This window comes from Streptomyces sp. NPDC050636, assembly GCF_040654775.1.
In the GTDB taxonomy this organism is placed as follows: Bacteria; Actinomycetota; Actinomycetes; order Streptomycetales; family Streptomycetaceae; genus Streptomyces.
On the sequence record NZ_JBFAIP010000002.1, the window covers coordinates 95,450 to 121,251 of the forward strand.

Annotated in this window: 23 protein-coding genes; 9 read left to right on the forward strand and 14 right to left on the reverse strand. The window is 72.2% G+C overall.

The features are described from left to right. Positions 1-9: 9 nt before the first annotated feature. Both AB0I10_RS02930 and AB0I10_RS02935 read right to left on the reverse strand, forming a co-directional pair. Positions 10-378, reverse strand: a complete 369-nt coding sequence (locus AB0I10_RS02930) for a VOC family protein (RefSeq protein WP_363150497.1) — start codon at positions 376-378, stop codon at positions 10-12. A gap of 46 nt (positions 379-424) precedes the next feature. Next, on the reverse strand, positions 425-943 hold the full coding sequence (locus tag AB0I10_RS02935; protein WP_363150498.1) for a MarR family transcriptional regulator: 519 nt from the start codon (positions 941-943) through the stop codon (positions 425-427). Positions 944-1,002: 59 nt separating this feature from the next. On the opposite strand from AB0I10_RS02935, the gene AB0I10_RS02940 reads away from it, so the two are divergent. Next, a complete protein-coding gene (locus tag AB0I10_RS02940) occupies positions 1,003-1,500 on the forward strand; it encodes an SgcJ/EcaC family oxidoreductase (protein ID WP_363150499.1) in 498 nt (165 codons plus the stop codon). Here the strand turns inward: AB0I10_RS02940 and AB0I10_RS02945 are convergent. The 5 genes from AB0I10_RS02945 to AB0I10_RS02965 form a co-directional block, all read right to left on the reverse strand. Beyond that, positions 1,487-1,837: a hypothetical protein gene (locus AB0I10_RS02945; protein WP_363150500.1), complete on the reverse strand. Its 351-nt coding sequence runs from the start codon at positions 1,835-1,837 to the stop codon at positions 1,487-1,489. The two genes, AB0I10_RS02940 and AB0I10_RS02945, sit on opposite strands and share 14 nt — an antisense overlap. A gap of 153 nt (positions 1,838-1,990) precedes the next feature. Next, on the reverse strand, positions 1,991-2,806 hold the full coding sequence (locus AB0I10_RS02950) for a class I SAM-dependent methyltransferase (protein ID WP_363150501.1): 816 nt from the start codon (positions 2,804-2,806) through the stop codon (positions 1,991-1,993). 89 nt (positions 2,807-2,895) lie between these two features. Further along, a complete protein-coding gene (locus AB0I10_RS02955) occupies positions 2,896-4,380 on the reverse strand; it encodes a phosphatase PAP2 family protein (protein WP_363150502.1) in 1,485 nt (494 codons plus the stop codon). Positions 4,381-4,453: 73 nt separating this feature from the next. Beyond that, positions 4,454-6,181, reverse strand: a complete 1,728-nt coding sequence (locus AB0I10_RS02960) for a DUF6297 family protein (RefSeq protein ID WP_363150503.1) — start codon at positions 6,179-6,181, stop codon at positions 4,454-4,456. After that, complete coding sequence (locus tag AB0I10_RS02965) at positions 6,178-6,900, reverse strand: ABC transporter ATP-binding protein (RefSeq protein ID WP_363150504.1); 723 nt, start codon at positions 6,898-6,900, stop codon at positions 6,178-6,180. The genes AB0I10_RS02960 and AB0I10_RS02965 overlap by 4 nt, the downstream gene beginning before the upstream one ends. 347 nt (positions 6,901-7,247) lie before the next feature. Here AB0I10_RS02965 and AB0I10_RS02970 point away from each other — a divergent pair, with 347 nt between their 5' ends. The 3 genes from AB0I10_RS02970 (at position 7,248) to AB0I10_RS02980 (ending at position 10,047) form a co-directional block, all read left to right on the forward strand. Next, the gene (locus tag AB0I10_RS02970; RefSeq protein ID WP_363150505.1) at positions 7,248-8,471 is read left to right on the forward strand and encodes an aminotransferase class I/II-fold pyridoxal phosphate-dependent enzyme; all 1,224 of its coding nucleotides are present in this window, start codon (positions 7,248-7,250) and stop codon (positions 8,469-8,471) included. Positions 8,472-8,557: 86 nt separating this feature from the next. Beyond that, positions 8,558-9,724, forward strand: coding sequence for an MBL fold metallo-hydrolase (locus AB0I10_RS02975; protein ID WP_363150506.1), 1,167 nt, complete (start codon positions 8,558-8,560; stop codon positions 9,722-9,724). 143 nt (positions 9,725-9,867) lie between these two features. Next, positions 9,868-10,047: a hypothetical protein gene (locus AB0I10_RS02980; RefSeq protein ID WP_363150507.1), complete on the forward strand. Its 180-nt coding sequence runs from the start codon at positions 9,868-9,870 to the stop codon at positions 10,045-10,047. A 79-nt stretch (positions 10,048-10,126) separates the two neighbouring features. On the opposite strand, the gene AB0I10_RS02985 is transcribed toward AB0I10_RS02980, so the two are convergent. Together AB0I10_RS02985 and AB0I10_RS02990 are read right to left on the reverse strand one after the other, a co-directional pair. Further along, entirely contained in the window at positions 10,127-10,774 is a 648-nt protein-coding gene (locus AB0I10_RS02985; protein ID WP_363150508.1) for a VTT domain-containing protein, read from the reverse strand. Further along, positions 10,771-11,553, reverse strand: a complete 783-nt coding sequence (locus tag AB0I10_RS02990) for an MBL fold metallo-hydrolase (protein ID WP_363150509.1) — start codon at positions 11,551-11,553, stop codon at positions 10,771-10,773. The genes AB0I10_RS02985 and AB0I10_RS02990 overlap by 4 nt, the downstream gene beginning before the upstream one ends. Before the next feature lie 332 nt (positions 11,554-11,885). Between AB0I10_RS02990 and AB0I10_RS02995 the strand changes: the two genes are divergently transcribed. Both AB0I10_RS02995 and AB0I10_RS03000 read left to right on the forward strand, forming a co-directional pair. Continuing rightward, positions 11,886-13,994, forward strand: a complete 2,109-nt coding sequence (locus AB0I10_RS02995) for a phage holin family protein (protein ID WP_363150510.1) — start codon at positions 11,886-11,888, stop codon at positions 13,992-13,994. A gap of 108 nt (positions 13,995-14,102) precedes the next feature. Continuing rightward, on the forward strand, positions 14,103-15,515 hold the full coding sequence (locus tag AB0I10_RS03000) for an amino acid permease (RefSeq protein WP_363150511.1): 1,413 nt from the start codon (positions 14,103-14,105) through the stop codon (positions 15,513-15,515). Positions 15,516-15,591: 76 nt separating this feature from the next. Here the strand turns inward: AB0I10_RS03000 and AB0I10_RS03005 are convergent, their stop codons facing one another. Further along, a complete protein-coding gene (locus AB0I10_RS03005) occupies positions 15,592-16,419 on the reverse strand; it encodes a helix-turn-helix transcriptional regulator (RefSeq protein ID WP_363150512.1) in 828 nt (275 codons plus the stop codon). A 61-nt stretch (positions 16,420-16,480) separates the two neighbouring features. Continuing rightward, positions 16,481-18,427, reverse strand: a complete 1,947-nt coding sequence (locus AB0I10_RS03010) for an FAD-dependent oxidoreductase (RefSeq protein WP_363150513.1) — start codon at positions 18,425-18,427, stop codon at positions 16,481-16,483. A 209-nt stretch (positions 18,428-18,636) separates the two neighbouring features. Between AB0I10_RS03010 and AB0I10_RS03015 the strand changes: the two genes are divergently transcribed. Then, positions 18,637-18,957, forward strand: a complete 321-nt coding sequence (locus tag AB0I10_RS03015) for a 4a-hydroxytetrahydrobiopterin dehydratase (RefSeq protein ID WP_363150514.1) — start codon at positions 18,637-18,639, stop codon at positions 18,955-18,957. Between the two features lie 111 nt (positions 18,958-19,068). Here AB0I10_RS03015 and AB0I10_RS03020 read toward each other — a convergent pair whose 3' ends face one another. Both AB0I10_RS03020 and AB0I10_RS03025 read right to left on the reverse strand, forming a co-directional pair. Beyond that, positions 19,069-19,953, reverse strand: coding sequence for a YihY/virulence factor BrkB family protein (locus AB0I10_RS03020; protein WP_363150515.1), 885 nt, complete (start codon positions 19,951-19,953; stop codon positions 19,069-19,071). Positions 19,954-20,061: 108 nt separating this feature from the next. Continuing rightward, positions 20,062-21,171: a DUF1266 domain-containing protein gene (locus tag AB0I10_RS03025; RefSeq protein ID WP_363150516.1), complete on the reverse strand. Its 1,110-nt coding sequence runs from the start codon at positions 21,169-21,171 to the stop codon at positions 20,062-20,064. A 121-nt stretch (positions 21,172-21,292) separates the two neighbouring features. Here AB0I10_RS03025 and AB0I10_RS03030 point away from each other — a divergent pair, with 121 nt between their 5' ends. Then, the gene (locus AB0I10_RS03030; protein ID WP_363150517.1) at positions 21,293-22,312 is read left to right on the forward strand and encodes a class I SAM-dependent methyltransferase; all 1,020 of its coding nucleotides are present in this window, start codon (positions 21,293-21,295) and stop codon (positions 22,310-22,312) included. Positions 22,313-22,566: 254 nt separating this feature from the next. Here AB0I10_RS03030 and AB0I10_RS03035 read toward each other — a convergent pair whose 3' ends face one another. Continuing rightward, on the reverse strand, positions 22,567-23,358 hold the full coding sequence (locus AB0I10_RS03035) for a VOC family protein (RefSeq protein WP_363150518.1): 792 nt from the start codon (positions 23,356-23,358) through the stop codon (positions 22,567-22,569). A gap of 303 nt (positions 23,359-23,661) precedes the next feature. Between AB0I10_RS03035 and AB0I10_RS03040 the strand changes: the two genes are divergently transcribed. After that, positions 23,662-25,728 (forward strand): SpoIIE family protein phosphatase, encoded by a 2,067-nt coding sequence (locus AB0I10_RS03040; RefSeq protein ID WP_363150519.1) that lies wholly within the window; start codon positions 23,662-23,664, stop codon positions 25,726-25,728. The last annotated feature ends 74 nt before the right edge of the window (positions 25,729-25,802 follow it).

A 25,802-nucleotide genomic window follows, 5' to 3' on the forward strand; every position in this document is an offset into this window, starting at 1 on the left:
GGAAGCCGCTCATGCGCCGGCCGCGCTTCCCTCCTGTTTCCGGTCGACGTACTCGAAGACCGAGCCGTCCGGATGACGGGCGACCAGATTGCGGCCGATCGGGGTCGCCAGCGGGCCCGCGATGATATCCGCGCCGACCGCCGACAGGTCGGCGAGCGCCTCGTCCACATCCTTGACGGCGAGGGTCGCGGTGATCTTCCGCAGCACCGACAACTCGGCCTCGGGGCCGCTCATCAGGAAGAAGCACCCGACGGCCGCGACCGCGACGCCGCCGCGCTGGAAGCGTATGGCCTCGGCTCCGGTCAGCCGTTCGTAGACGCCGATCGCGGCATCGAGATCGCCGACGCACACCCGCAATGAGGTCCCCAGAATGTCCATACGGGCAAGCCTAGTTGAAGGAATTCGGGGGTGGGGGCGGGGTCGATCAACGACCGGTTCGGCGATCGGCTCGGCGACCGGATGACCGGGCGGGGTCCCGTAGTTCCTTGAGGCGCGCCGTCTGCTCCTCCTGGACCCGGCGCGCCGTCTCCAGGAAGTCGCCGATGACGGCGAGTTGGTCCTCGTCGTAGTGCCGCAGCGCCCGCATCCCCGCTTCGCTGACGGGCCCGTACACCTCGCGTTCGGCGGCATGGGCGGCGTCGGTGGCGGAAACCAGCACCCGTCGCCGGTTGGTGGCATCCCGGCTGCGGGCGACAAAGCCGGCCCGTTCGAGGCGGTCGATGGCGGTCGTCGTCGCCGCGGGGCTCAGCTTGGCCGCCGTGGTGAGCTCGCCGGCCGACATCGCGTCCGTGGCCAGGATGAGGTCGAGGCAGCGCAGATCGGTCCGGTTCAGCCCCAGCAGGGCCGCGGCCGCTTCATCGAAGGCGTCGATGCTCTGCTGGAGCGTCCGCATCCGCATGGCCACCTCACCCGCGGCGTGGCCTCGCGATCCATCTTTCGACATTCGAATCTTTCTGTTAGCGTAAAGTTCGACAGTCGAAATGATAGCTCACGGAGGATGTCATGCCTACCAGCGACGAGCAGATCACCCGGTTGTTCGAGCGCTTCATGCAGGCCTGGACCGACAACGACGCGGCCGCTTTCGGTGCCTGCTTCACCGCCGACGCCGACTATGTCTCCTACGACGGGACCCGCGCGACCGGCCGCACGGCACTTCAGGAGAACCATGACCGACTCTTCCGCGGCGTGCTGGCCGGTTCCGCGCTGGTGGGTGAGCTGGAGTCGATCCGCCACCTCACCCCGGACGTCGCCGTTCTACACGGCACGGCGTCGGTGCTGATGCCCTGGCGGTCCGAACTGCCCAGGCGCCGCCTGTCCCGGCAGACGCTCGTGGTCGTCCGCGCCGACCGCGGCTGGCGGATCTCCGCCCTGCACAACGGCCGGGTGCGACCGGTGACCATCCCCGCCCCTGACGCCTTCCCGTCCCGGATGTCGCAGGCGATGAGCCGGGTCGGCCGGAGTGTGCGGAGGGGCCGCGGGAGTGCGGTCACTCGGTCATGATCAGGCCGTCGTCGGCCGCCCAGGGACAGCACGATGCCGCGGATGCTGTCACGGGCGTGCACATAGTCGGCGGCTCCCTGGTCAGCGCGATCGCGAGGTCGACGACCCTGAACCCGCCCTCCGGATCGGTGAGTTGAGGTAGGGACTCGGCCTTGCGGACCGCCCAGCGGGCACCGGGTCCGGCCTGGCGGGCGAAGGTGAAGCGGGCCGTCGAGCTCTGGTTCCCGCGGGCGTCCGCCGCGCCCCGCGCGGCGGTGAGGGCGCAGGCCGGCGCGCGCTGTTGCCCGTTGGGTGCCTGCTGCAACTCGGCGCCCCAGTGGAGGCCGATCACGACCACGTCTGCGCCGCCTGGCGGGCGGCCCGCGCATCTTGCGGCGATCTTGTCCCGGTCGATCAGATTGACCGCCCAAGGTTGTCCACCCCGCAGCGGGATGCCGTTGGTGCCGTAGGTAGAGGAGAGCTGGGCGACCCTTGCCCGCCCGGTGCGCCGTCAGACGCGGCACAGGATCTCGCCGTGCAGGACGGTGAACCAGCCGTCCTCCTGGGCGCCCCACTCCCGCCAGGCCTCCGCTATCCGTGCCAGCTCGTCCGCCGTGGCATGCCCGCCGTCCACCGCGATCCGGGCGTACGCCGAGGCGACCGTGCGGTCCGCCCACAGCTCGCTCCACCAGGACCGTTCCTGCGGGGTGCGGTAGCACCAGGTGCCGGCGGTGGCGGTGACGGAGTCCGGGTCGAATCCGGCCTGGCGCGCCCAGGCGTGCAGCCGGCGTCCGGCGTCCGGCTCGCCTCCGTTGGAGCGGGCCACCCGCAGATACAGGTCCTGCCAGCCGCTCATCCCGTCGACCTCCGGATACCAGGTCATGGCCGAGTAGTCCGCATCGCGGACGGCGACGATCCCGCCGGGCCTGGTGACCCGGCGCATCTCGCGCAGCGCCTGGACGGGATCGCCCACATGCTGCAGCACCTGATGGGCGTGCACCACGCAGAAGCTGTCATCCGGGTAGTCCAGTGCGTGGACATCTCCGACCGCGAAGTGGACGTTCTCGATCCCGCGCCCCGCTGCGGTGGCGCGCGCCTGCTCCAGGACGGCCGGTGCGTGCTCCAGTCCGATGACCTCGCCGTCCGGCACCAGCGCGGCCAGATCGGCGGTGATGGTGCCGGGGCCGCAGCCGACGTCCAGGATCCGCATGTGCGGCAGCAGTGAATCCAGCAGGTATCCGGCCGAGTTGGCGGCGGTGCGCCAGGTGTGGGAGCGCAGTACGGACTCGTGGTGGCCGTGGGTGTAGACGGCGGACTCCTGCGGCATGGTCGGCTCCTTCGCTTGACCGGTTGCGGACGCCCTGCGGCGTCGTGATCACACCGTACGCCGCAGTCTCGAATTATGAGAGTGACGTCTCATGATTCGGGCAACAGGCGATAGACCGTCAGCGCCTCGTTCTCCTTCTTCAGTGTCAACCCGCCCTGAAAGGCGGCAACTTCGCCATCGAACGCGACATCCGTGCCGTCCGGCAGGTCGTCGATCCGCAAACTCCGCAGCCGCGCCTCGCGGAGGACCGGGGAGCTACGGGGAGTGCCCGTCAGAGCCGCCGCGAGGAGCCGGGTGCGGGCCAGCCGGCCGCCGTGCACCACCCGCACATCGAGCACCCCGTCCGCCAGGTCGTGCCGGCGCACCGGCGCCAACCCCAGCCCCCGGTACTGGCAGTTGCCGGCGAACACCAGCCATACGGCACGCCGCCTGCCGTTGATGTGTACGGTCAGCGGCTCGGCGGTGCGCAGCACCTCCCACGCGGCCAGCACCCCGGCGGGCCAGGCGCCGATCCGGCCCGCCCACTCCTCCCGGATGCGCACCAGCTCCGGATACGCGCCGATCGAGAAGGTGTTGAGGAAGTACCGAGCCTCCCGGTGCGGGCCCGCCCGGAAGCGCGCCAGGTCCACCGCGACTGCCTCGCCGCTCTCCACGGCACGCGCCGCCTCCGCGTATGTCTCGATCCCCAGGTCGTACGCGAAGTGGTTGTGGGTGCCGCCGGGCAGCACCGCCAGCGGCAGCCCGTGCCGTACCGCGACGGTCGCCGCGGCGTTGACCGTGCCGTCGCCGCCCAGCACCCCCAGCGCGCCGCCCAGTTGCCGCACGCGCTCCGCGGCTTCCGCCAGTGCCTCGCCCAGTGGCTGTGTGTCCGGACCGCCGCACATCACCACCTCGGCGTCCGGCAGCACCCCGTGCACCTCCTGGGCCCGGTCGGGGCGCGGCCCGGTCCGCTGCCCCGAACCGTGGTTGGCCACGACGACCAGGCCGCGCCCGCCCGGCAGCGCGGGCGCGGCCGCGCGCGGTCGGGCCGGCGGCGCCAGCTGGGCGCGGGTCGGCGCGAGGCCGCGTACGGCGAATGCGGCCCCGGCCCCCAGTGCGGCTCCGGCCAGCACATCGCCCGGATAGTGCACCCCCGTATAGACGCGGGAGAACGCCACCGACGCGGCGACCGGCGCCAGCGCGAGGCCCCACCACTTGTTCTCGAAGGCGACCCCGGTCGCGAAGGCCACCGCCGAGGCCGTGTGCCCGGACGGGAAGGAGGAGGTGATGGGCGGACGGCTGAGCTGCCGGATGACCGGCACCGGGTCCAGCAGCGGGCGCCGGCGCCGTACGGAGCGCTTGCCGAGCGTGTTCACCGTGGCCGACGCCGCAGCCAGGGAAGCCACGCCGCGCAGCGCGGCCCGGCGCGCGGGACGGCCGCCCAGCGCCGCCGCGCCGGCCGCGATGCCGAACCACAGCAGCCCGTGATTGGCACTGCGGCTCAGCCGGGGCAGCGTGCGCTGGGCGCCCGGCCACTCGCGCGAGGCGATCCGGTCGAAGAGGCGCCGGTCGAGGGTGGTGAGTAGCGTGCGCATGCGCCACCTTGTACCCCAGGTTGCACGAAACAGGCCGTAACGGGTCCGGATGCGGCGGCGCGCCACCACCTCGTCAGCGGCTGCGCAGCTTGCCCGCCCGCCGGTACGCGAGGGCGAGCAGCCCGGCGGTCAGCAGCACGGATGTCAGCGCCACCTTGCCGACGGCCCCCGCCGTGACGCCATGGCCGAGGGCCGTGTTGACGGCGACGGCCAACACGGTGACCGAGATCAGCGGGGCCGTCACGTACCAGAGCAGGAAGACGAAGAAGCCCGGGTCCCCGAACGGTGTGGGGACGCCCAGGAACATCAGCTCCGAACGCACCGGACCGCGCACCGCCGACAGCAGCGCCGCCGCGGCGAGCGCCATCGCGCACAGCGGCATCAGCAGCAGCGCCCACGCCCCACCGCTGACGGCGAACGGCACGGCCGCCAGCAGCGCGAGCACCATGCCCACCACCGCGGGCACGATCGCATGCTGCAACATCAGCGTCGAAAAGCGGAACGGCGACCACGACGAGCGCCGCAGATCATCCGCTTCCAGCCGGGCCGGCTCGGCCAGCGCACCGACCGCCACGTAGCCCAGCAGCAGCGCCACGACCAGGCCGGTGACCTGCATCCCGCCGTCGGCCGAGAGGCCGAGTGCGGCCGTCGCGGCGGCAACCACCATCCACGCAGCGGCACTTCCCACCCGGCCGGGCGAACGCAGCAGCGCCACCGCATCGCGCCACACCACCACCAGATACTTGCTGCGCGGCATCGGCAGCCGCCGTGCGCCCTTGCCGCGCCGGCCCAGGGCATCGGCCACTGCCAGCTTCGCAGCGCGCAGTTCCATCGACCACATCACCGACGAGACCGTCGTCGCCGTCGCCGCGCGCGCTCTGAGCTGCGAGGTACGGACGGATGCGGCCCCCTGGTGCGCGGCGATGGCGGCTCCCACGGCCAGGACGACCAGCACGGCACAAGCCACCGGCCAACCCGGTGTCGAGCCGCCCGCGGCCGCTACGACGGGCTGCGCGGCCCAGCCCCACGGCCCCGACCACAGCTCGATCCGCTCGACCAACGGGAGACGGTGCCCGGCCCACGCCCATGCCGTCTGGGCGGCGATCGCCATCAGCAGCAGCACCCCATACGGAGTCAACGACCGTACACGGACTGCCAGTCGAGGGTCGTTTTCGACCCGCATCGCCATCGCCACGGCCAGCAGCGGCAGGCACACACCCGCGGGCAGCGACGCGGCCAGGGCGGCGCCGAGTGGCGACAGCTCGGTGATCCGCAGCAGCAGCGCCCCGGCCACCGAGGCCAGCACCCCGGCGAGCACCGCGAGTCCGGCGGTCCGCCGGAACCACGGGCGCAGCACCCTGGCCCGGTCGACCGGCTGGGCAAGCAGCCAGGACGCCTCCGGGCCCGGTACGACGACGGGGCCGCGCCACAGCGCGTCCCGCGCGGCCAGCAGCGCGATGGCCAGGGCCAGGAAGACCAGGCCGCTCGGCAGAGCACGGCCGATCGCGGCGGCCGCGTCGCCGTGCAGGGCGTCGTACCGCACGTTCTGGGCGAAGCGGTAGACGAAGGTGGTGCCGTAGCCGGCGGCCAGCAGGATGACGGAGTACATGACGACGGCGAGATCGCGCTGCCGCCGGCGGCGGTGTGCGCGGCGCTTGGTGCGCAGCCAGCGCAGCGTTTCGGGGGTGCGGTCGTCGTCCTCGATGGTCCAGGACGGTTCGTCCTCAGCGGTCCAGGGCCGTTCGTCATCGGGGGGCGGGGCCGGCTCCTCGTCGACCGTCTGGGGCGGCTCCCCGCTCATCGGCGCCCGCCGAGCCGCGCCAGTACCTCGGTGGGCCGGCCGGTCGCGATGACCGCGCCGTCCTCCAGAGCGACCATCCGGTCGGCCACCGCCTCGGCGAGCTCGGCCTGATGGGTGGCGAGCAGTACGGCGACGCCGTCCTTCTTCTCGCCGATCAGCAGCTCGGCCAGCCGGTCGCGCGCGTCGGGGTCCAGGCGCTGCTCGGGCTCGTCGAGAATCAGCAGGTCACGCGGGCGGACCAGGGCGGCGGCAAGCAGCAGCGACTGCATCTGGCCGGAGGAGAGCGAGGCCGGCAGGGCGTTCGCGTGGCCGGCGAGCCGGCGGTCGGCCAGCACCTGGTCGATCCAGGTGCCCGCGTCGTCGACGGCATGCGCCACGGTGACCAGTTCGAGGTGCTCACGGACCGTCAGATCCGGGTAGCAGGCCACCGTGTCCCCGGCGACCGCCACCCGGGCGCGCACCTCGGGATCGTCCTCGTCGATCTTCTTGCCGTCGAACAGGGCGGTTCCGGTGGTCGGTTCGTCGCGGCCGCCGGCGATCCGCAGCAGGGTGGACTTGCCGGAGCCGTTGTGCCCGAACAGCGCGGTGCAGGTGCCGGCCTGGACGTCCAGGCCGAGGGGTTGCAGCGCCTGCCGCTCGCCGTAGGTGCGACTTATCTGCCGGAGCTGCAACAGGGGGCGGCCGCTGCCGCCTTCGCCGCTGCTGGTGGTGCTGGTCATCGATCCTCCGAGGCGCGGGAACCCGTCGTTCGACAGTAGCGTGCGTGCCATACGGGGCTGACGGGGATGCCGAGCCCGACCCCGTTCCGGTCGACTCGGCGGGAGCAGGGCGGCGGACGGAGCGGTCATGATCCGGCCGGGGCGGCCGGCCGCTCGTACGGATGAGCGAGTGGATGCCCCATACGGCCCCGGCCGCGTGCCACGGCGTCCCGCCGGGCGACCGGCGCCCTCCCTCCGCTGACGTGTCGCCCCCCGCCGCCACCCCTGCGATCTGCAAAGGTGGTCGGGGCCCTCACTCATGTGATGGGCCCACGATCGACCAGCCGTCGTGGAGTGTGGAGGTACGGATGCAGCGGACCGCCCCGGATCCGCGGCGGGAACCGGGCTCGGACGCCCCGGTGGGTCTGCCGGTCCTCCCGGATCTCGCCGCGCACCTCTCCGCGGCCGCCGGCCGCGCCGAACCGGAACCCACCGGCGGCTCCCCGGAGCTGCGCGCCGCCGCCTGCGGCTACTGGGAGCGCCGCGGTCTGGTCACCGCCCCCGAGCAGGTGGTCGCCGCCCCAGGGGCGGCGACCCTGCTGCTTGCCCTGTACGCCGCGGCCGACGGTGCCGTGGTGCTGCCGCGGCCGTGCTCGGGGTGGTACGCATGCCCCGCCCGGCTCCTCGGGCGGCCGGTGCACTTCGCGCCCGTACCCGCCGAATCGGGCGGCATGCCCGACCCGTTCGCGCTGCTGGAGACCGTCCGCCGGGCCCGGTTGCACGGCGACACACCGCGGGTCCTGGTGCTGTCCGTCGCGGACGACCCGACCGGCACCTGCCCGGCGCCCGAGCAGCTGCACGAGGCGTGCGAGGCGGCGGCGCAGGAGGGGCTGTGGGTGATCAGCGATGAATCGCGCCGCGATCTGCTGCACGATCCGCATGACACCGTGCTGCTCAGCCCCGCCGAGATGCTGCCCGACGAGGTCGTGGTGCTCACCGACCTGCGCGCCACGCTCGTCCCCGCCTCCTGGCCCGCCGCGGTCGCCCGCTTCCCGGACACCGACCGGGGCGCCGAACTGCGAACCGCGGCGCTGGACGCGCTGTCCGCCCTGTGCACCCCGCTGCCCGGTCCGCTCGCCTGCGCCGTCACCCAGGCGCTCGGCGAGCCCGACTCCGTACGCGCCAGGACGGCCACCCTCGCCCGCGTCTACGGGTCTCTCACCGCGGCGCTGTACCGCACCCTCACCAAGGCCGGCGCCGTCTGCCGGCCGCCGCACTCCGGCAGCCATGTGTACGCCGACTTCGAACCGCTCGGCCGCCCCCTCGCGGCCCGGGGAATCACCGAATCCGTAGCGCTGGAACGGGAGTTGGCGCCCTGGGCGGCGCGCGGCGGACACCACTTCGGCGACGAGCCGGGCGCCCTGCGGGTACGGCTGGGCGCAGAGGGACTGCTCGGCGCCGACGTGGAGCTGCGCGGGCGCGCCCTGGACACCCCCGATTCCCTCCAACTCCCGCATATCCAGGATGCTTTGACCGCCCTGTCACGGACGCTGGCCGCACTCACGACGCCGGTGGACGGGGGGGACGGCTGACTCTCTCCCATGCCTTGAGGGCATGGGAGGTACGCCCACCCCGTCGCCCGCACCCCCTGGTTCTGTCCACCGAATGGAGCCCCTCGATGACCGAACAGACCGAGCGCTCCCACACCGAGCCCTCCCACGGCGAGTCCGCTCTCACCGAGCCCGCGCCCACCGAGCCCGCCCTCGCGGACCCCGCGCTCACCGAGTCCGCGCTCGCAGCCCCCGCTGCCCCTGCCGACTCCCACACCCCCCTCCTCCCACACGCCACCCCGCCGCCGCTCTCCGAGCCGCGCCCCCTGGGCGGGACCCGCACCTGGCCCCGGGACTTCACCGACCGGCTGACCGCGCCGCTGCCCGGCGTCCGCGCGCTGGCCCGGATCGCCCGGGACGGCAAGCTGCGCCCGGCCCCCGAGGCGCTCCGCGAGATCCAGGAACTCCCCTTCGAGCCGGGCCCGATGCCGGCCGTCGACGGTGCGACCGTCGCCCTGACCTGGGCCGGGCACGCCAGCTGGGTGATCCGGATCGGCGGTCTGACCGTACTGACCGACCCGGTCTGGTCCCGCAAGATCCTCGGCACGCCCGCGCGGGTCACCCCTGTCGGCGTCCGCTGGGAGGACCTGCCGGCCATCGACGCCGTCGTCATCAGCCACAACCACTACGACCATCTGGACGCCCCCACCCTCAAGCGGCTGCCGCGCGAGACCCCGCTGCTGCTCCCCGCGGGCCTGGCGTCCTGGGCGCGCCGCCGCGGCTTCACCCAGGTCACCGACCTCGACTGGTGGGAGGCGGTCGAACTGCCCGCGCCCGACGGCCCCGTACGCTTCGACTTCGTCCCCGCCCACCACTGGAGCAAGCGGACACTGACCGACACCTGCCGTTCCCTGTGGGGCGGTTGGGTGCTCACCGCGCCCGGCGGACGGCGGATCCACTTCGCGGGGGACACCGGCTACGGCCACTGGTTCGAGGAGATCGGCCGCCGCTACCCCGGCATCGACCTGGCGCTGCTGCCCATCGGCGCGTACGACCCGCGCTGGATGCTGCGGCCGGTGCACACCGACCCGGAGGAGGCCGTCCGGGCCTGCCAGGACCTCGGGGCGCGGGCCCTGGTGCCGATGCACTGGTCCACGTTCCTGCTCTCCGCCGAACCGCCGCTGGAGCCGCTGCGCCGAGTCCGCGCCGCCTGGGCGGCCGCCGGCCGGCCCCGGGAGGACCTCTGGGACCTTCCGGTCGGCGCCTCGCGCGTACTTCGTGCCACGTACGAGTGACGTCGCGTTAGTTCATCCGGCGGACAGGAAAGCCTCTCGCCGGATCCGATACACCCAGGGCGCCCTGATCAAGACCTGATCAAGAGACGACGCGGTCGCGTGCGCATATCGCCGCTGCCCGCGTACGGACAGAAGGGCCTGCCTTGCAGCGCATTCACCGCACCCTTGCCGCCCTCGCCACCACCGTCCTGCTCACCGTCGGGGGCGTCGCGCTCGCCGCACCGGCCCAAGCCGCGTCTCCGGGCATCGGCTTGGACGTGGACGCCGGCCTGAGTCTCAATCTCACCGCCGCCCTCGGGGCAGTCGTCGGCCTGGTCCTCTGAGACGGCGGACACCGGGCCGGGCCCCGCTCGCACGGCGGCGCCCGGTCCGCCGCCCGCCGCCGGGGCGTGCCCGGGGGCGTCAGCCATCCCGGCCCTCGTGGCCACGCCGCACCCGCCGCCACACCCCAGGTGCCCCGCCGATCACCAGCGCCAGCCCGACCGCCGCCGCCACGCCCTGCCACGGCTCGGGGAACAGCGAGCCGCTCAGCAGCCCGATGAGGCCGTACATCGCGGCCCACGCCAGGCACGCCGGAATGTCGCCCCGGACGAACCGCCGCAGCGGCATCGCCGAGAGCAGACACGCGAGCATGACCGGAATCCGCCCGGCCGGCACCAGCCGCGAAACCACCAGTACCAGCACCCCGTGCTCATGCAGCTTCCGTTGTGCCTGTGCCAGCCGCTCCGGCGCGGCATGGGCGCGCAGCCGCGTCAGCCAGCGCGTGCCGCTCCGGGAGTGGCTGCCGCGGCGCCCGAGCGTGTACAGCACGACATCGCCGAGGAACGCGGCCAGCGACGCGACCCCGAAGACGACCAGCACCGGGAGCGGCGACGTCTGATGGAACGCCACCACCGCCGCCGAGCTGACCACGGCCCCCGTCGGCACCACCGGCACCAACGACCCCAGCACGACCAGCAGAAACAGCGATGGATAGCCCACCACCTGCTGCGTCGACTCCGGCGGCACGCTCCGCAGCGCCTCGTCGAGCACCTCACCGGGCAACGTCATCGCGCGACCGCCGGCCGTACGGACTCGCCGTGCCCGAGCCGGTGCACCACGACATCCGGTGCGAGCCGCGCCGCGAGACGCTCGAACTCCTCGCCAGGAGCGTGGAATTCATGCGGCCGCACCGCGTCCATCCCGATCGGCCAGTACGTCCCGTAGTGCACGGGCACGGCGCTGCACGGCGCCAGCCGGGCCGCCGCCACGGCCGCCCGCCGCGCGTCCAGATGACCGTGCCCGAGGAACGGCCCCCAGCCGCCCACTGGCAGCAGCGCCACATCGCACGGCCCGACCTCGTCGGCCATCTCCTCGAACAGCCCGGTGTCGCCCGCGAAGTACGTCCGCGCCGCGCCGCGCACGACATATCCGAGCGCGGGCACCCGGCGCGGCCCGCACGGCAGCCGCCGTCCGTCGTGCGCCGCGTGCACCGCACGTACGGTCAGCGTGCCGACCGCGAACTCCTCGCCCGGCCACACCTCCGTGACGTGCAGCTGCCGGGCCCCGACCACCCGGCGCAGCCCCGGCACCGCCGCCGTCGCCCCGTGCGGGACCACCAGCCGGGTCCCGGGCGCCAGCCGGGCCAGGGACGCGAGGTGCAGATGGTCGGCGTGCAGATGGGAGACCAGTACGAGGTCGGCCCGTGCGGCCTCCGCGGGCGGCAGCGCGCCCCGACGGCGCCGCAGATGGGCCAGCCGGCGCACGAACAGCGGATCGGTGAGCACCCGCACCCCGGAGTCCTCGACCGTCACGGTGGCATGTCCCCACCAGGTGACCCGCACCGACACCGATGACCTCCCGACACGTCTTACGCCTTACGTCATACGCCGCGCTGTCCCGATCTTGCGTCTGTCCCGATACTCCACCATTCGTCCATAATTCGGCTGCTGGGGCCCGGACGGGCTTGCCGCCGCCGGGGCCATGGCGGGAGCAAGGCGGCGGACGCCGCAGTGGCCGGGCCAAGGCGGCGGACGTCACGCCCCGGCCACCGCTCTGCCCGGCCATCACTCCCATAAGCCACCTCCCCCATAACCGGGCATATGCCATCAGGCGTGCTATTTATGACAACCTTGGCGGCGAGCCCGCGCGGCCGACGCGGACCGGAGTGTGAGGGGACGGCGTGCGGACGCCACGGTGGAAGACGCTGAGCGGAGCCCTGCTGCGGGTGCTCGCGGTCTGGCTGGTGTCCAGCCTCACCCTGCTCGCTCTCGCCGCGCTGCTGCCCGACTTCCGGCTGCAGTCCCCGAGCGGCGACAGCCTCACCCGTACCGCCTTCACCGCCGCTCTCGGCGCGGGCGCGTTCGGCCTGCTCAGCGCCCTGGTGTGGCCCGTCCTCGTACGGGCCCTGCTCCTGGTGCCGGCGCTCGTCCTCGGCCTTCTCGTCTTCTTCCTCAACGGCTCCCTCCTTCTGCTCGCCCTCGATCTGATCCCCGAGGGGCGCGGACAGGCCGCACCGGAGACCGCCGTGATCGTCGCGGCCGCGATGTCCGCGGCCTCCTCCGCCACCTCCACCTTCCTCGCGGTCCGCAACGACGAGGCGTACCACCGCCGGCTGGTGCGGCTCGCCGGCCGCCGTGGCCGCGCCACCCCAGGCGCGACCACCGCCCCCGGCACGGTCTTCCTCCAGCTCGACGGCCTGGGCCACGACCTGCTGCGCGCCGCCACCCACGGCGACCGGCCGCTGATGGCGACCGTCGCCCGCTGGACCGGCGGCAGCCACCGCCTCACCCCCTGGCATACGGACTGGTCCAGCCAGACCGGCGCCAGCCAGCTCGGCATCCTGCACGGCAGCAACGAGGATCTGCCGGCCTTCCGCTGGTACGAGAAGGAGACCGGCGGACTGATCGTCAGCAACCGGCCCACCAGCGCCGCCGAACTCCAGCGGCGCGCCATCGACCGCACCGGGGACGGCGGACTGCTCGCCCACGGCGGCGCCAGCCGCGGCAATCTCTTCAGCGGCGGCGCCGACCAGGTCGCCCTGGTGATGTCGGTGGCGGCCCGGCGCGACAAGCGCAACCGCTCCCGGGCCGGCTACTTCGCGTACTTCTCCGACCCCGCCAACGCGACCCGGACGGCCGTCTCCTTCGCCGCCGAGGTCATCCGCGAGATCGTCCAGTCGCTGCGGGCCCGCTTCCGGCGCGAGACGCCGCGGGTCAAACGAGGCGGCCTCTATCCCGTCCTCCGGGCCTTCGCGACCGTCGTCGAACGCGATGTGGTGGTCGCGGCCGTCATCGGCGACATGCTCGCGGGCCGCACCGCCGTCTACGCCGATCTCGTCGCGTACGATGAGGTCGCGCACCACTCAGGGCCCGGCCACCGCGACACCCACCAGGTGCTGCGCAGCCTGGACCGCTGTATCGCGCTGATCGCCCAGGTCGGCCGGCACACCCCGCGCCCGTACCGCATCGTGCTGCTCTCCGACCACGGCCAGAGCCCCGGCTCGACCTTCCTGGAGCGCTACGGGCTGAGCCTGGGCGATCTCGTACGCGCCGGGTGCGGGCTGCCGGTGCCGCGGCGCGCCGGGCGGACGCCGAGCGGGGCCGAGGCCAGGGAGGCGGCGCGTGCCGCACTGCACCGCCCGGAGGGGAAGGAGCGGCAGGGCGGCTCGCACCCCATCGTGCTGGCCTCCGGAAACCTCGGGCTGGTGTCCTTCCCCGACGTCCCCGGCCGGATCACCCGCGAGGAACTGGACCGCAGACACCCCGCACTCCTCGGCACCCTCGCCCATCACCCCGGCATCGGCTTCCTCCTCGTCCGCTCTGAGGCGCACGGGGCGGTCGTGCTGGGCCCGGGTGGCGCCGAGCACCACCTAGACACCGGCCACATCATCGGCACCGACCCCCTGGCCCCCTTCGGCGACGGCGCGGCCGAGGCCGTACGCCGCACCGACCGCTTCCCGCATGTCGCCGACCTCATGGTCAACTCCGCCTACGACCCGGTGACCGGCGCCGTGCACGCCTTCGAGGAACAGATCGGCTCACACGGCGGGCTCGGCGGCGCACAGAGCCGCCCCTTCCTCCTCTGGCCCGTGGAACTGACCCCGCCGACGGCGGACGGCGAGCTGCTGACCGGCGCCGAGCAGCTGCACCGGGTGCTGCGGCGCTGGCTGAGGGAGGCGGCAGGCCCGCGGCCGCCCGTAGTACCGGGTGCGGACGAACTACGGCACAAGGCAGTCGAACCCGAAGGTTTTGCGTCGCGCGACCACTCCCGACAGGACAAACCCCGCTGATTTTGGTGCGGGGGTGCCGGTCGCCGACGATATGCAATCGCCCGGCAATCCTGGGCGTACACGCCCGCATCCCGGGTGCACAGCGCACGACGAGAGGCCCACCACGCCATGCACGACCGGCACACCCGCCGCTTCGGTCTGGGAACCGCTACCGCCCTGGTGATGGGCAACATCATCGGCGGCGGCATCTTCCTGCTGCCGGCCTCGGTGGCCCCCTTCGGCACCGTCAGTCTGGTCGCCTTCGGCCTGCTGACCATCGGCGCCGTCGCCCTCGCCCTCGTCTTCGGACGGCTCGCCGAGCGCCACCCGGACACCGGCGGGCCGTACGTCTACGCCCGCGAGGCGTTCGGCGACTTCGCCGGATTCCTGTCCGCCTGGTCGTACTGGACCATGACCTGGGTCAGCAACGCCGCCCTCGCGGTCGCCGCAGTCGGCTATGTCCACGTCCTCGTCCCCGGCCACGCCTCCGGCGGCACCGACCTCCTGGTCGCCCTCGGCGCCCTCTGGCTCCCGGCCCTCGCCAACCTCGCCGGCACCCGCTACGTGGGCGCGGTCCAGCTGGTCTCCACCATCCTCAAATTCGTTCCCCTCCTCTTCATCGCCGTCGTCGGCCTGTTCTTCTTCGACCCCGACAACCTCGGCTCGTTCAACGCGGGCAGCGGCAGCGCGCTCGGCGGTATGTCGGCCGCGGCCGCGATCCTCCTCTACTCCTACGTCGGTGTGGAGTCCGCCGCGATGAGCGCCGGCGAGGTCCGCGACCCGGAGCGGAACGTCGGCCGGGCCACCGTCCTCGGCACCGTCGGCGCCGCCGTCGTCTACCTCCTGGGCACCCTCGCCGTCTTCGGCACCGTCGCCCACGACAAGCTGGTGAACTCCACGGCGCCGTTCTCGGACGCGGTGAACGCGATGTTCGGCGGGCACTGGGGCGGCACGATCATCGCCGGCGCCGCCGTCATCTCGATCGTCGGCGCACTCAACGGCTGGACCCTGATGAGCGCCCAGTCCCCGTACGCCGCGGCCAAGGACGAGCTCTTCCCGGCCGCCTTCCTGACGAAGCGGCGCGGCGTGCCGACCTTCGGTGTCCTGGCCGCCGCGGTGCTGGCCAGCGCCCTGACCGTGATCAACTACCTGATCGGCACCGGCGGCGTCTTCGAGATCCTGGTACTGATCACCACCTTCTCGGCGACCGTCCCGTACCTGCTCGCCGCCGGCGCCCAGATCTACTTCCTCCTCACCGGCCGCCGCGACAAGGTCCGCCCGGCCCGCTTCGCGCGCGACCTGACGCTCGCCCTGGCCGCTTTCGGCTTCACCTTCTGGCTCGTCGCGGGCGCCGGCTACGCCGCGATCTACCAGGGCGTGCTGTTCCTCTTCGCGGGCATCCTCGTCTACGTGTGGATGGCGGCCCGGCGGGCGGGGCGGCGCGGCGAGGGCGTGGCCGCCCCCGAGGACGCGGCGCAGGAACCGTCCCCCGAGCCGACGGCCGCCGCGTCTGCTGCTGCCGCCGCGACCGCCGCCAAGTAACACGCCCCGGCAGGTGACCCGGTCTACGGGCCGGGTCACCGCACGGCCTTCGCGGTCTGAGCCCCGCCGCGACGCGTCAGAGTTGCGTCAGCGTCCGCAGATGGGCGGCTGTCTCCGGGTCGGCGGGCAGGAGGGTCTCCACCGCCAGCTCGGAGACGGTCACATCCATCGGGGTGTTGAAGGTGGTGATGGTCGAGATGAAGGACAGCACCGTCCCGTGGTGCTCAAGCAGCATGGGCAGGGCGAAGGGGGCGTGGTCACCGGCCGCCGCCGACTCCCGGCCGCCTTCGGGTAGCGGATAGCCGCTGACCTCCTCGTAGAGGGTGCGGAGCGGCGCGGAACGCAGCAGTGCCAACTGGCGCTCCATTTGGTCGAGAAGATGGCCGCGCCACTCCAGGTAGTTGCGGATGCGGGGCGCCAGGCCGCCCGGGTGCATGGTGATCCGCATGGCGTTCAACGGCGGTTGCAGCAGGGATTCGTCGACCCCCTCCAGGAGCGCGGTGATGCCTCGGTTTGCTGCTTGTACGTTGTACGTGCCATCCACCACCAGGGCGGGGAACGGCTCGTAGCCGGTCAGGAGGCGTTGTATGCCGGAGCGCAGGGCTTCCATCGACGGGTCGTCCAGCGGGGTCTCCGGGTAGGTGGGGGCGTAACCCGCCGCGATCAGCAGGGCGTTGCGTTCTCGTACGGGGACGTCGAGGTGTTCGGCGAGGCGCAGCACCATCTCCTGGCTCGGGCGGGAGCGACCGGTTTCGATGAAACTGATGTGGCGGGCGGAGGAGTCGGCACGCAGCGCCAGCTCCAGCTGGCTGATCCGGCGCCGGTCGCGCCACTCGCGCAACAGCGCCCCCACACCCGCGGCCGCTGGCGGGGACGAGGGCGGGAGGGCGGCGGTGGTCTTCATGGGAGGACGGTAACCGACGGGGGAGCGGCCGTACTTGGGCCTGTCCGAGTCCCTCGCTGCGTCATCCCAGGTCGAAGGCGTTGCGCAGGCCCAGCCGGTGACGTATGGCGTCGTCGGCCTTGAACGGCTCGAACTCCGGGGACCGGTAGAGGCGTTGGACCTCGCAGCGCGCCGCGCTCGATCCGTCCTCGTCCAGCAGTGCGTTCACCGCCTGCCGCGCGGACGCGTTGGCCCCCTCCATCGTCGCCAGGTCGATATCGACGGCCACATAGTCCCCGGCGAGGAAGAGATTGGGGATCGCGGTCCTGGAGGAGGGGCGGTTGAACCAGGTTCCGGTCGGATGGATCAGAAGCTGTTCGTCGTTGGTGGGGTGCGGTGTGCCGAGGCCGTCCACGGCCGGGTCCAGGAACCACGAGTGGAGGGTCGCATCGCGGAGGACGGTGGCGCCGGTGTCGTTGAGCCCCGCCTTCAGCTGGGCCCAGGCCTCCCGTGCCACCTCCTCTCTGGTGCACTGCTTGGCGGTCTTTCCGTAGAGAATTCCGGGCTGGTCCCATTCGGAGATGTCGACGGACAGGCAGTCGGCGGCCGTGCCGTCCCCGTAGTCGGCCGGGAAGTCGCGGTCCTTCCAGTACTGGGCCTGGGCCACGGCGGTCAGCGCCCATGGTGTGTCGATGTGGTTGATGTGCCCGTGGAGGATGGGTGTCGGCTCGGTCAGATAGAACTGCAGGCCGGTCATCCAGTCCACCTCCAGCCGGTCGCAGCGCGCCAGTTGGGGATCGGCGGCCCGTACGGACGCGTTCCACGTCGCGCGGGCGTGCTCGACCGGCATCGCCTGGACGAAGTGGTCGGCGGAGATGACCTGCCGGGCGCCCGCCGGGTCCGTCACCACGGCCTCGGTGATCCGGCCGCCGGCGAGTGTCAGATCGCGTACGGACCAGCCGACCTTGAACTCCACGCCCAGGGAGCGGAGATACGCCACCCAGGGATCGATCCATGCCTCGTTGGTCGGGAGGTTCAGCACCCGGTCGGGTTCGCCGTCCGCGCCCCGCCCCAGGAGGTTGAAGATGAACGCCTCGCCGCAGGTGGCAACGGTCCTGGTGGAGGCGATCTCGGCCTTGGTCGCAACGATGTTGCGGGTCATCCCGATGGCCAGCAGCCGCTTGTAGTCGGCGGACATCGCATCGGCGCGCAGATAGCGCCACCACGGCGTGTGCTCCCAGACGTCGAGGCGGCGCTGCTCGCAGCTGGTGAAGAAGACCAGCATCCGGTTGGCGAAGTAGGCGATCTCGTGGGCGGGGAGGCCGCTGAACGTCTCCAGCAGGCCGGTCAGCATCCGCAGGAACGCGTCCGGTGTTAATACGGGTGGGGGAGTGCCGATGGAGGAGAAGGGGAAGCGGATGTTCTCGCGACCGCCGGTGCGGGCCAGCATCACCTCGGTGGAGGCGACCAGATTGTCGTGGCAGCCGTTGGCGTTGCCGGGGAAGGGGATACGGCGCAGGGTGTCGGGGAGATTGTGGTAGATCCCCGGTATGAAGCGGAAGCCGTGCTCGCCGGGCAGCGGTTTACGGCCGCCGCGGGCGCTGTCCGGGACGTCCATGCTGCGGGCCTTGCCGCCGAGCCCGTGCGGTTTGCGCTCGTAGACGGTGACCTGGAAGCCGCGCTCGGCCAGCTCGTGCGCGGCGGTCAGGCCGGCCACGCCGCCGCCGAGTACGGCGACCCGGCGGGCCGCCCGACCCGTTTTCCCGGCCGTACGGCGCGGGGCCGCGGCGGCCTCGGTCCCGGCGACGCCGGCGCTGAGGGCGGCCGCGCCGCTGAGGGCGAGCGCACCGCCCGCCGCCCCGCCGAGAAACCCACGCCGGGTGCTGCCCTGAGCGTCGCCTCGGGCCCCGTGCGTATTGCCTGTTCCGCCTCGTGCCTCCTGCGTATTGCCTGTTCCGCCTCGGGTCTCCCGGGTATCGCCTCGCGTCGTGCCGGTGCGGTTGCTCGCGCCGCTACCAGTACGGTCCATCCCTGGCTCCCCTTTACCGTCGGTAACACTTCGCATCAGGCGCAGGAGCCTAGAAGGGCCACATGCGACACGGAAGGCCACCGGCTCACCCTCCGTACATTGGCGCGAAAGCGCCCTCGGCGTGTGACACGCTGGGATGGCGAAGCAGCGGACGGCGGGCAGTGACCGCCGTGAGCCGCGACCGACACACCGCGGGAGAGGTGAGCGCCATGAACGCTCAGGTGGAACCGCTCAGCGACAAGGAGATCGAGGACCGCCTCGCCGAGCTGCCGGGCTGGTCCGTCGAGGGCGAGCTGCTGTGCCGTCGCTACGCCTTCAAACGGCACCTTCCGGCCGCCGCGATGGTGATCCATATCGCCCAGATCCAGGAGGAGTTGGGCCATCACGCCGACCTGGCCCTGGGCTACAACCAACTCGCCGTATCGGTGAACACACACAGCATCGGCGGCCGGATCACCGAACTCGACTTCGGCCTCGCACACCGCATCGAGGCGATCGCTTCCTGCCACGGAGCACGCGAAGCGCACTGAGCAGGTGAGCAGGTGAGCAGGTGAGCAGGTGAAGCGTACGGAGCACGCGAAGCGCACCTGGGACGCCGAGCGCACTGCGTACGACTCGGCGCATCGAGCACGCCCACGCCCTCAGTAGCGGGCCCGCGTCCTCACCACCCGGCCCGCACGCGCCAGTTCCACATTGAACTGGGCCCCGGACAGCAGCGACAAATGCGAGAACCACAGCCAGATCAGGAACACCACCGGCCCGGCGAGCGAGCCGTAGAGCCGGTTGAAGGTGCCGACGTATGAGGCATAGACCGCGAATCCCGCCGAGGACACCAGCCACAGCAGCACCGCGACGACCCCGCCGGGCGCCGCCCGCCGCACCCCGCGCGAACTGGGCGGCCCGGAACGGAACAGCACCATCGCCAACACGGTGGCCAGGAGCAGCAGCAAGGGCCACTTCACCAGATTCCAGGTCGTCTCGCCCGCCTCGCCGAGACCGAGCGTCCGGCCGAGGGCCCGCGCGATCGGCCCGCTGGCCAGCAGCGCCACCGCACTGCTGATCAGCAACGCCATCAGCAGCAGCGCCGTCGCGATGATGCGCGGCGCCTTCCGCCACGGCGGGCGGTCGTCCTTCGTACGGTGCATGGCGTGCAGCGCACGGCGGAACACCGCGAGATAGCTGCACGACGACCACAGCGCACTGATCAGCGCGCCGCCCACCACCACCCAGGCGGCGGTGTGCTGATGGGCCATGCTCACCAGCGCGCGGCGCACGGTCGGACTCGACTCCGCCGGGGCGATCGAACTGATGTGGTTGATGAGTTGCTCGGTGGCCGCAGGATCGGCGACACCGATCAGCGAGACCGTGACGATCAGCGACGGCAACAACGCCAGCACCGAGTAGTACGTCAGGCTCGCCGCCCAGTCCGTCACATCGTCGTTCCAGACGGACACCGGGGTACGGCGCAGCGCGGTGCGGCACTGGGCCCAGGTCGGCAGCGCCGCGGGCTTTCCGTTGGCCGCCACCTTCTTTCGTGCACCTCTCCCGCCCAAGTTCTGTCTGTCCTCTCCATCGATCCCGCGGGCCCCGCGCGATCAGGTCTCAGCGGCGGCGTCTCCGCCGCGGCGCGGGCGTCAGGCGAAGGCCAGGGCCCGCCACGGGGAGCCCGGGTCCTGCAAGAGAACACGGTGGATGTGCACGGTCTCCGCGTACTGCGGGCCGAACCAGCCGTTGTCGAACGCCAGCATGCGGCCCAGCGCATAGCCCGCCGCGAATTCCTCCCACGAGCCGTACACCTCCTTGGCCTGCGCGCCGACCCGCTGTACGGCCTGTTCGGCCTGCTGCGGCCCGCACAGCCGGGCGCCGAGGCCCCAGCGGACGAGATTGACGGCATGCGCGTAATCGAGCGCGACGAGGGACACGACCCGGCCGTCCGCCGGCAGCAGCCCGTCCGTACGGAACCGCTCCTCGTAGCGGCCTACGATCTCGGGGATCTCGGGCGCGGTCCCGGCGCCACCCTCCAAGCCCTTCGAACCCTCCGAGCCCTTCGAACCCTGCGCCCCCTTCGCGGCCTCCATGTCCGCCGCGTCCTTCGGCTCCTTGGAGGCGCGGGCGCGCAGCGCCGCCTCCGTGTCGGCCGGCACGAACTGCCCGCCGAGCAGCTGGTCGAGACGCTGCTGCCAGGAGGCCGGATCGACCACCGACCACTGCTCGCGCAGCGTCTGCGCGTCCGCCGCATGGTCGAGGAACACCGTGCCGAGTTCGTTCCACGGCACGCTGTGGTGCACCGCTATCGGTGCGCCGCACGCCAGCCCATGGGCCAGCGGACCGTGCAGCGGGCCGCCGAAGTGGGTGGCGAGCAGCCCGCCGGGCCGTACGCCGACGTGCGCGCGGATCCGCATCCAGGCGGCGCGGTGCGCGGGCGAGGCGGCCAGCAGCGCCGCACACGGCGTCCCCGGATTGACCGCGAGCTGCCATTTGTCGTTCGGCCAGTCCTGCGCCAGCTCGTCGACCGAGACCCGGTCGAAAAACTGCTGCGGCTGCCAAGGCGGCAGCATGCCGCGCGTCAGGACGGGAATGCAGGTAGCGCCCGTCGAGGGGTCGTTGTAGACGGGCAGCGGGTCCTGACCCTGCTGCGGCACCGCCAAATACAGGTCTTCGCCGGCGATCGCCGTGACCTGTCCGTCCCAGTCACCACGCGCCGTCGCTTCGCAAAGCCGCCGTTCCGTCTCGGTCGGCGGCATCCATCCCGGAGTACCCACAGGCCAGACCCTACGGTGAGCGGGGAGTTCGCCGGGAATCGGGGGTTGCCGAACCGGCAAGAAAGATTGCCTGCATACGATCCCGTATCGGAGGCTCCACCCCATGAGCAACCACGACAACCCCGGACACGGGCACGGCAACGATGCTGTCGTCGACACCGCGCACAACGACACCGCGCACCACGACAGCACCCACCACGACAGCACTCACATCGACATCACGCATATCGACTGGGAGGTGCTGGGGCCGCTCCTCGAACGGGGTGCCGAGGTCCAGACGCCATTCTTCGAAGCGGCGACGGCGTGGCTGCGCGAGCTGCTCACGGACACCGGGGCCGGCGCCGGTCCCGGCGGTACCGGTACGGGCACCGGCCCCGATTCCGTACGCCGTTCCGTACGCCGCGTCCTCGACGTAGGCAGCGGCCCCGGGGTCACCAGCTGCCTCCTGGCCCACGCCTTCCCCGCCGCCGAAGTGGTCGCGGTGGACGCCACCGAAGCCCTCCTGGCGCGCACCCGCGAGCGCGCAGCCCGCCTCGGGCTCGGCGACCGCGTCCGCACCCACCTCGCCGAACTCCCGGGCGGGCTCGACGCCCTCGGCGGGGCCGACCTCATCTGGTCGAGTAAGGCCCTGCACCATGTCGGCGACCAGCGGGGCGCCGTTGCCGCCCTCGCCGGCCATCTGCGGCCGGGCGGGCTGCTCGCCGTCTCCGAAGGCGGCCTCACCCCCCGCTTCCTGCCGCGCGACATCGGCCTCGGCCGGCCGGGGCTACAGTCCCGCCTCGACGCGGTGGGTGAGGAGGGGTTCGCCGAGATGCGGGCGGCGCTGCCCGACGCCGTGGACGACATCGAGGACTGGCCCGCCTTCCTCGCCGATGCCGGCCTGCGCACCCCGCGTACCCGCAGCTTCCTCGTGGACCTGCCGGCTCCGTTGCCGGCAGATGCGCGTGAGCACATCCGCGCCGGCCTGATCCGCAGCATGGAGCTGTACGGAGACCGGCTCGACGAGGACGACCTCACGACTCTCGCCCGCCTCACCGACCCCGACGACGCCGCGGGCATCACCCGCCGCCCGGACGTCTTCCTGCTGTCGGCCCAGACGGTCCATACGGCCCGCGCACAGTAGCCACATCCGCGCTCGACGAGCTGGACCCGGCCACGCCCACGGCCCGTCGTCGCCCATCACCACGAGGAGTCCCGCGGCTTCTTCGCCGTCACCGCCCAGGAGACCCGATTCCGGCCCGGATGTCGTAGTCACCGCCCTCGCCGACGACCGCTGCCCGCTCCTGCTGCGACGCGGCGACACCCTGCTCGAAGCCCACGCCCGACGGGCGTTCGGCGACCCCGCGCCCCGGCTCGACTCCGTGCTGCTCGGTTGCGTCAGCTCCCGTTCAACGGCTGCGGGGCGATCACCGCGAACGTCGCGCCCTGCGGGTCCGTCACGACGGCCATCCGGCCCGCGATCATGTCGAAGGGCTCCTTGAGCGCCGAGCCGCCGCCCGCCGTCACCTTGGCGACCGTGCCGTCGGTGTCCGCCACCGCGAAGTACGTCAGCCAGTGCGAGGGGGTGCCGGGCGGCAGAGCCGACGGCATGGACTGCATTCCGCCCACCGGGCGGTCGTTCACGCTGAGCGCGAAGTAGTCCTCGGCGCCTTCCATGGCTTCGCTGTCGATGCCGAGCGCCGCCTTGTAGAAGGCCGCGGCAGCGTCCCGGTCGGTGGTGTTGAGCTCGTTCCAGATCAGGGCGCCGTGCTGGTTGACGATGCCGGCGCCGGGGAAGTCGACCGCCTGCCAGACGCCGAAGACGGCGCCGGTCGGGTCGGCCGCGATGCTCATCCGGCCGAGCGTCATCACGTCCACGACAGGCATGACGACGGTTCCGCCGGCGGAATTGATCGCCTGCCCGGTGGCGTCCGCGTCGGCGGATGCCAGATAGGTGGTCCACACGGTCGGCGGCGCGGGCTGGTCGTCCATCGGGACCGCGGCCATGATTCCGGCCACCGGCTTGTCGTCGAGCCGGCACACGGCGTAGCCGCCGTACTCCGGTGGCCCGATCTCGCCGGTCCACCCGAAGACGTCGGAGTAGAAGTCGATGGCGGCCTGCTGGTCGGGGGCCGCCAGGTCGACCCAGCAGGGCGTCCCGGGCTGGTAGGGAGCGGTGACGTCGGGCATCGTTGCCTCCTTGGGAGCGGTGCGTACCCCTCAGGACGTGCCGGAGGGCCCCTCTCCCACACTTCCCGCCGCCCGCCGAGCCCGCCACTCGGCCGAGGCGGGCCCCGGCGAGGGCGGCAGGCCAGAGGCGCAACGGCAGGGCGGCCACGGCGCTGATGGCCCCGGGCCCGGAGGCACGTCAGAGTGTCCGCGCATGCACGTCAGAGTGTCCGTGCATGAGGGACAAGCGCAGAATTGAGAGAGCCGCCCTGTCCTCCGGAGGGCGGAGCAGTTACTGTCCGCGGCGGGTGGAAGGGACAGCCGGTGCCGTCAGATCGGCCGAGCGACAAGAAGGCTCCCGGTCCGCTCTGGTCCGAGCCCGGGTCGCTGCTGGAGCATGTGCCCGTTGCCGTATTCGGCCTCGATGACGACAACCGGATCTGCTACTGGGGCCCTGGCGCACAGCACCTTTTCGGCTACCACGCCACGGAGGCGCTCTCGAAGCCCGGTGCCCTCCTCCTCGCCGGGTCCCCCGGAGGCGGCCTCGACGCGTGTTCCCGCATGGCCGAGCGAGGCCGCAGCGAGGGGTACTGGCGTGGTCGCCTGTTCGCCACGCATCAGGACGGTACGGTCTTCAGCTGCGGGTTCCGTGTCTTCCCGGTGACCGGCGTCGCCGGGCACTCGGTGGTCATGGCCCTGGCGAGCCGTGGCGACGAGCTGGATCGGGTGAAGACCAACCTCGCCTTCCTCGACGCCCTCTTCGCGACCTGCCCCATAGGCCTGGTCATGCTGGACGAGGATCTGCGCTGCCTTCACCTCAACCAGGCGCTCGCCGACATGAGCGGGCTCCCCATCGCGGACCACCTCGGGCGGCGCCTCACCGAGATCATGATCACCTCGGACGGCGGTGAGTGTGAGCGCATACTGCGCGCCGTCGCCACGCACGGCAAGCCCATCGCGGGGGTGCTGGTGGGCATGCGCACCCGGGGCCATCCGGACCGGGACAAGGTGCTGTCACTGAGTTTCCTCCCGCTCACGCAGGCAGTGGGCACTCGCCCGGGAGTGGGCGGGCTGCTGGTCGACGTGACCGACCGGGAGCAGGCCATCGTGGAGGCCACCGCCACCCGTCAGCGACTGGCGCTGTTGGACCGGGCCTCCGCCCGGATCGGCACCACCCTGGACGTGGAGGTCACGGCCCAGGAGCTGGTCGATGCCGCGGTTCCGGACTTCTCCGACGGAGCCGTCGTGGAGCTCGTGGAATGGATGGACGAGGGTGAGGCGTTCGACCCGGCGCTGCCGGTGGTCACCCGCCGAATCGCCTCCGGCACCGTCCTGCCCGCTCCGGCGACTGAGCTGGTGAGCGGGCGGGAAGTCGTGCACTACCCACCCGGCTCCGCCATCCATCAGATGCTGCGCACCGGCCGTCCGATCTCCGTGCCGGTGAACCAGGAGTTCATGGTCCGCACCGTGCTGGACGAACATCGCGCCCGCCTGCTGGCCGACAGCGGTCTCGTCCATCTCCTGCTGGCCCCGCTCATCGCCCGGGCAACGGTGCAGGGATTCGCCACGTTCGGCCGATCCGCGGCCAGACCGGCATTCACCGAGCAGGACCTCAGCCTGGCCGGAGAACTCGCGTCCCGCGCCGCGCTCTGCCTGGACAACGCGCGTCTGTACAGCCAAGAGAGAAACATCGCGCTCACGCTCCAACGGGCTCTCCTCCCCAGCTTCCTGGCGGCCGGCCCTTACATGCACATCGCTCACCGCTACCTGCCCGGCAGCCGTGTCACCGAGGTCGGCGGCGACTGGTACGACGTGGTCGCCCTGCCCGAGGACCGAGTCGCCCTGGTCGTCGGCGACGTCATGGGACACGGCGTGTCGGCCGCCGCGGCGATGGGCAGGTTGCGGATCACCGCCAAGACGCTGGCCCGGCACGACCAGGAACCGGATGAGCTGCTCACCGAACTCGACCGGTGCGCCCATGAGGCGGGCATCGAGCTCGCGACCTGCCTCTACATCCGCTACGACCCCACCACCGGATGCACCCGGATCGCCAGCGCAGGCCACCCGCCGCCCTTCGTTCGCTACCCGGACGGCCGGATCGAGGTCATCGACGACGTGCTGGGCGTCCCCCTCGGTGTCGGCGGCGTTCCCTTCCACACGACGGAGATCGACCTACCCGACGGCGCCACCCTCGTCCTGTATACCGACGGCCTCATCGAGGCTCGGGGACACGACATCAATGAGGGGCTGAACGCGCTCCGTTCGGAACTGGGTCAGGTCTCGGACTCGTTGGAAGCAGCGGCAGACCACATCCTCGCCCGCCTCGTACCGAGTTCCCCGGCCGACGACACCGTCCTGCTCCTCGCCCGAGTACACCGCCTGCAGCGGTGACGGCTCGAAGTCGCCGGGCTTCCTTCTCGCAAGAAACTCCACCGCTGCCCCGGACTTCTGGGCAGCGGCGGAGT

Excerpts from the sequence above, each read along its gene's own strand:
- AB0I10_RS02930 (WP_363150497.1), bottom strand. The coding sequence starts at position 378 with ATGGACATTCTGGGGACCTCATTGCGGGTGTGCGTCGGCGATCTCGAT.
- AB0I10_RS02935 (WP_363150498.1), bottom strand. The coding sequence starts at position 943 with ATGTCGAAAGATGGATCGCGAGGCCACGCCGCGGGTGAGGTGGCCATG.
- AB0I10_RS02940 (WP_363150499.1), top strand. The coding sequence starts at position 1,003 with ATGCCTACCAGCGACGAGCAGATCACCCGGTTGTTCGAGCGCTTCATG.
- AB0I10_RS02950 (WP_363150501.1), bottom strand. The coding sequence starts at position 2,806 with ATGCCGCAGGAGTCCGCCGTCTACACCCACGGCCACCACGAGTCCGTA.
- AB0I10_RS02955 (WP_363150502.1), bottom strand. The coding sequence starts at position 4,380 with ATGCGCACGCTACTCACCACCCTCGACCGGCGCCTCTTCGACCGGATC.
- AB0I10_RS02960 (WP_363150503.1), bottom strand. The coding sequence starts at position 6,181 with ATGAGCGGGGAGCCGCCCCAGACGGTCGACGAGGAGCCGGCCCCGCCC.
- AB0I10_RS02965 (WP_363150504.1), bottom strand. The coding sequence starts at position 6,900 with ATGACCAGCACCACCAGCAGCGGCGAAGGCGGCAGCGGCCGCCCCCTG.
- AB0I10_RS02970 (WP_363150505.1), top strand. The coding sequence starts at position 7,248 with ATGCAGCGGACCGCCCCGGATCCGCGGCGGGAACCGGGCTCGGACGCC.
- AB0I10_RS02975 (WP_363150506.1), top strand. The coding sequence starts at position 8,558 with ATGACCGAACAGACCGAGCGCTCCCACACCGAGCCCTCCCACGGCGAG.
- AB0I10_RS02985 (WP_363150508.1), bottom strand. The coding sequence starts at position 10,774 with ATGACGTTGCCCGGTGAGGTGCTCGACGAGGCGCTGCGGAGCGTGCCG.
- AB0I10_RS03000 (WP_363150511.1), top strand. The coding sequence starts at position 14,103 with ATGCACGACCGGCACACCCGCCGCTTCGGTCTGGGAACCGCTACCGCC.
- AB0I10_RS03005 (WP_363150512.1), bottom strand. The coding sequence starts at position 16,419 with ATGAAGACCACCGCCGCCCTCCCGCCCTCGTCCCCGCCAGCGGCCGCG.
- AB0I10_RS03010 (WP_363150513.1), bottom strand. The coding sequence starts at position 18,427 with ATGGACCGTACTGGTAGCGGCGCGAGCAACCGCACCGGCACGACGCGA.
- AB0I10_RS03015 (WP_363150514.1), top strand. The coding sequence starts at position 18,637 with ATGAACGCTCAGGTGGAACCGCTCAGCGACAAGGAGATCGAGGACCGC.
- AB0I10_RS03025 (WP_363150516.1), bottom strand. The coding sequence starts at position 21,171 with ATGCCGCCGACCGAGACGGAACGGCGGCTTTGCGAAGCGACGGCGCGT.
- AB0I10_RS03030 (WP_363150517.1), top strand. The coding sequence starts at position 21,293 with ATGAGCAACCACGACAACCCCGGACACGGGCACGGCAACGATGCTGTC.
- AB0I10_RS03035 (WP_363150518.1), bottom strand. The coding sequence starts at position 23,358 with ATGCCCGACGTCACCGCTCCCTACCAGCCCGGGACGCCCTGCTGGGTC.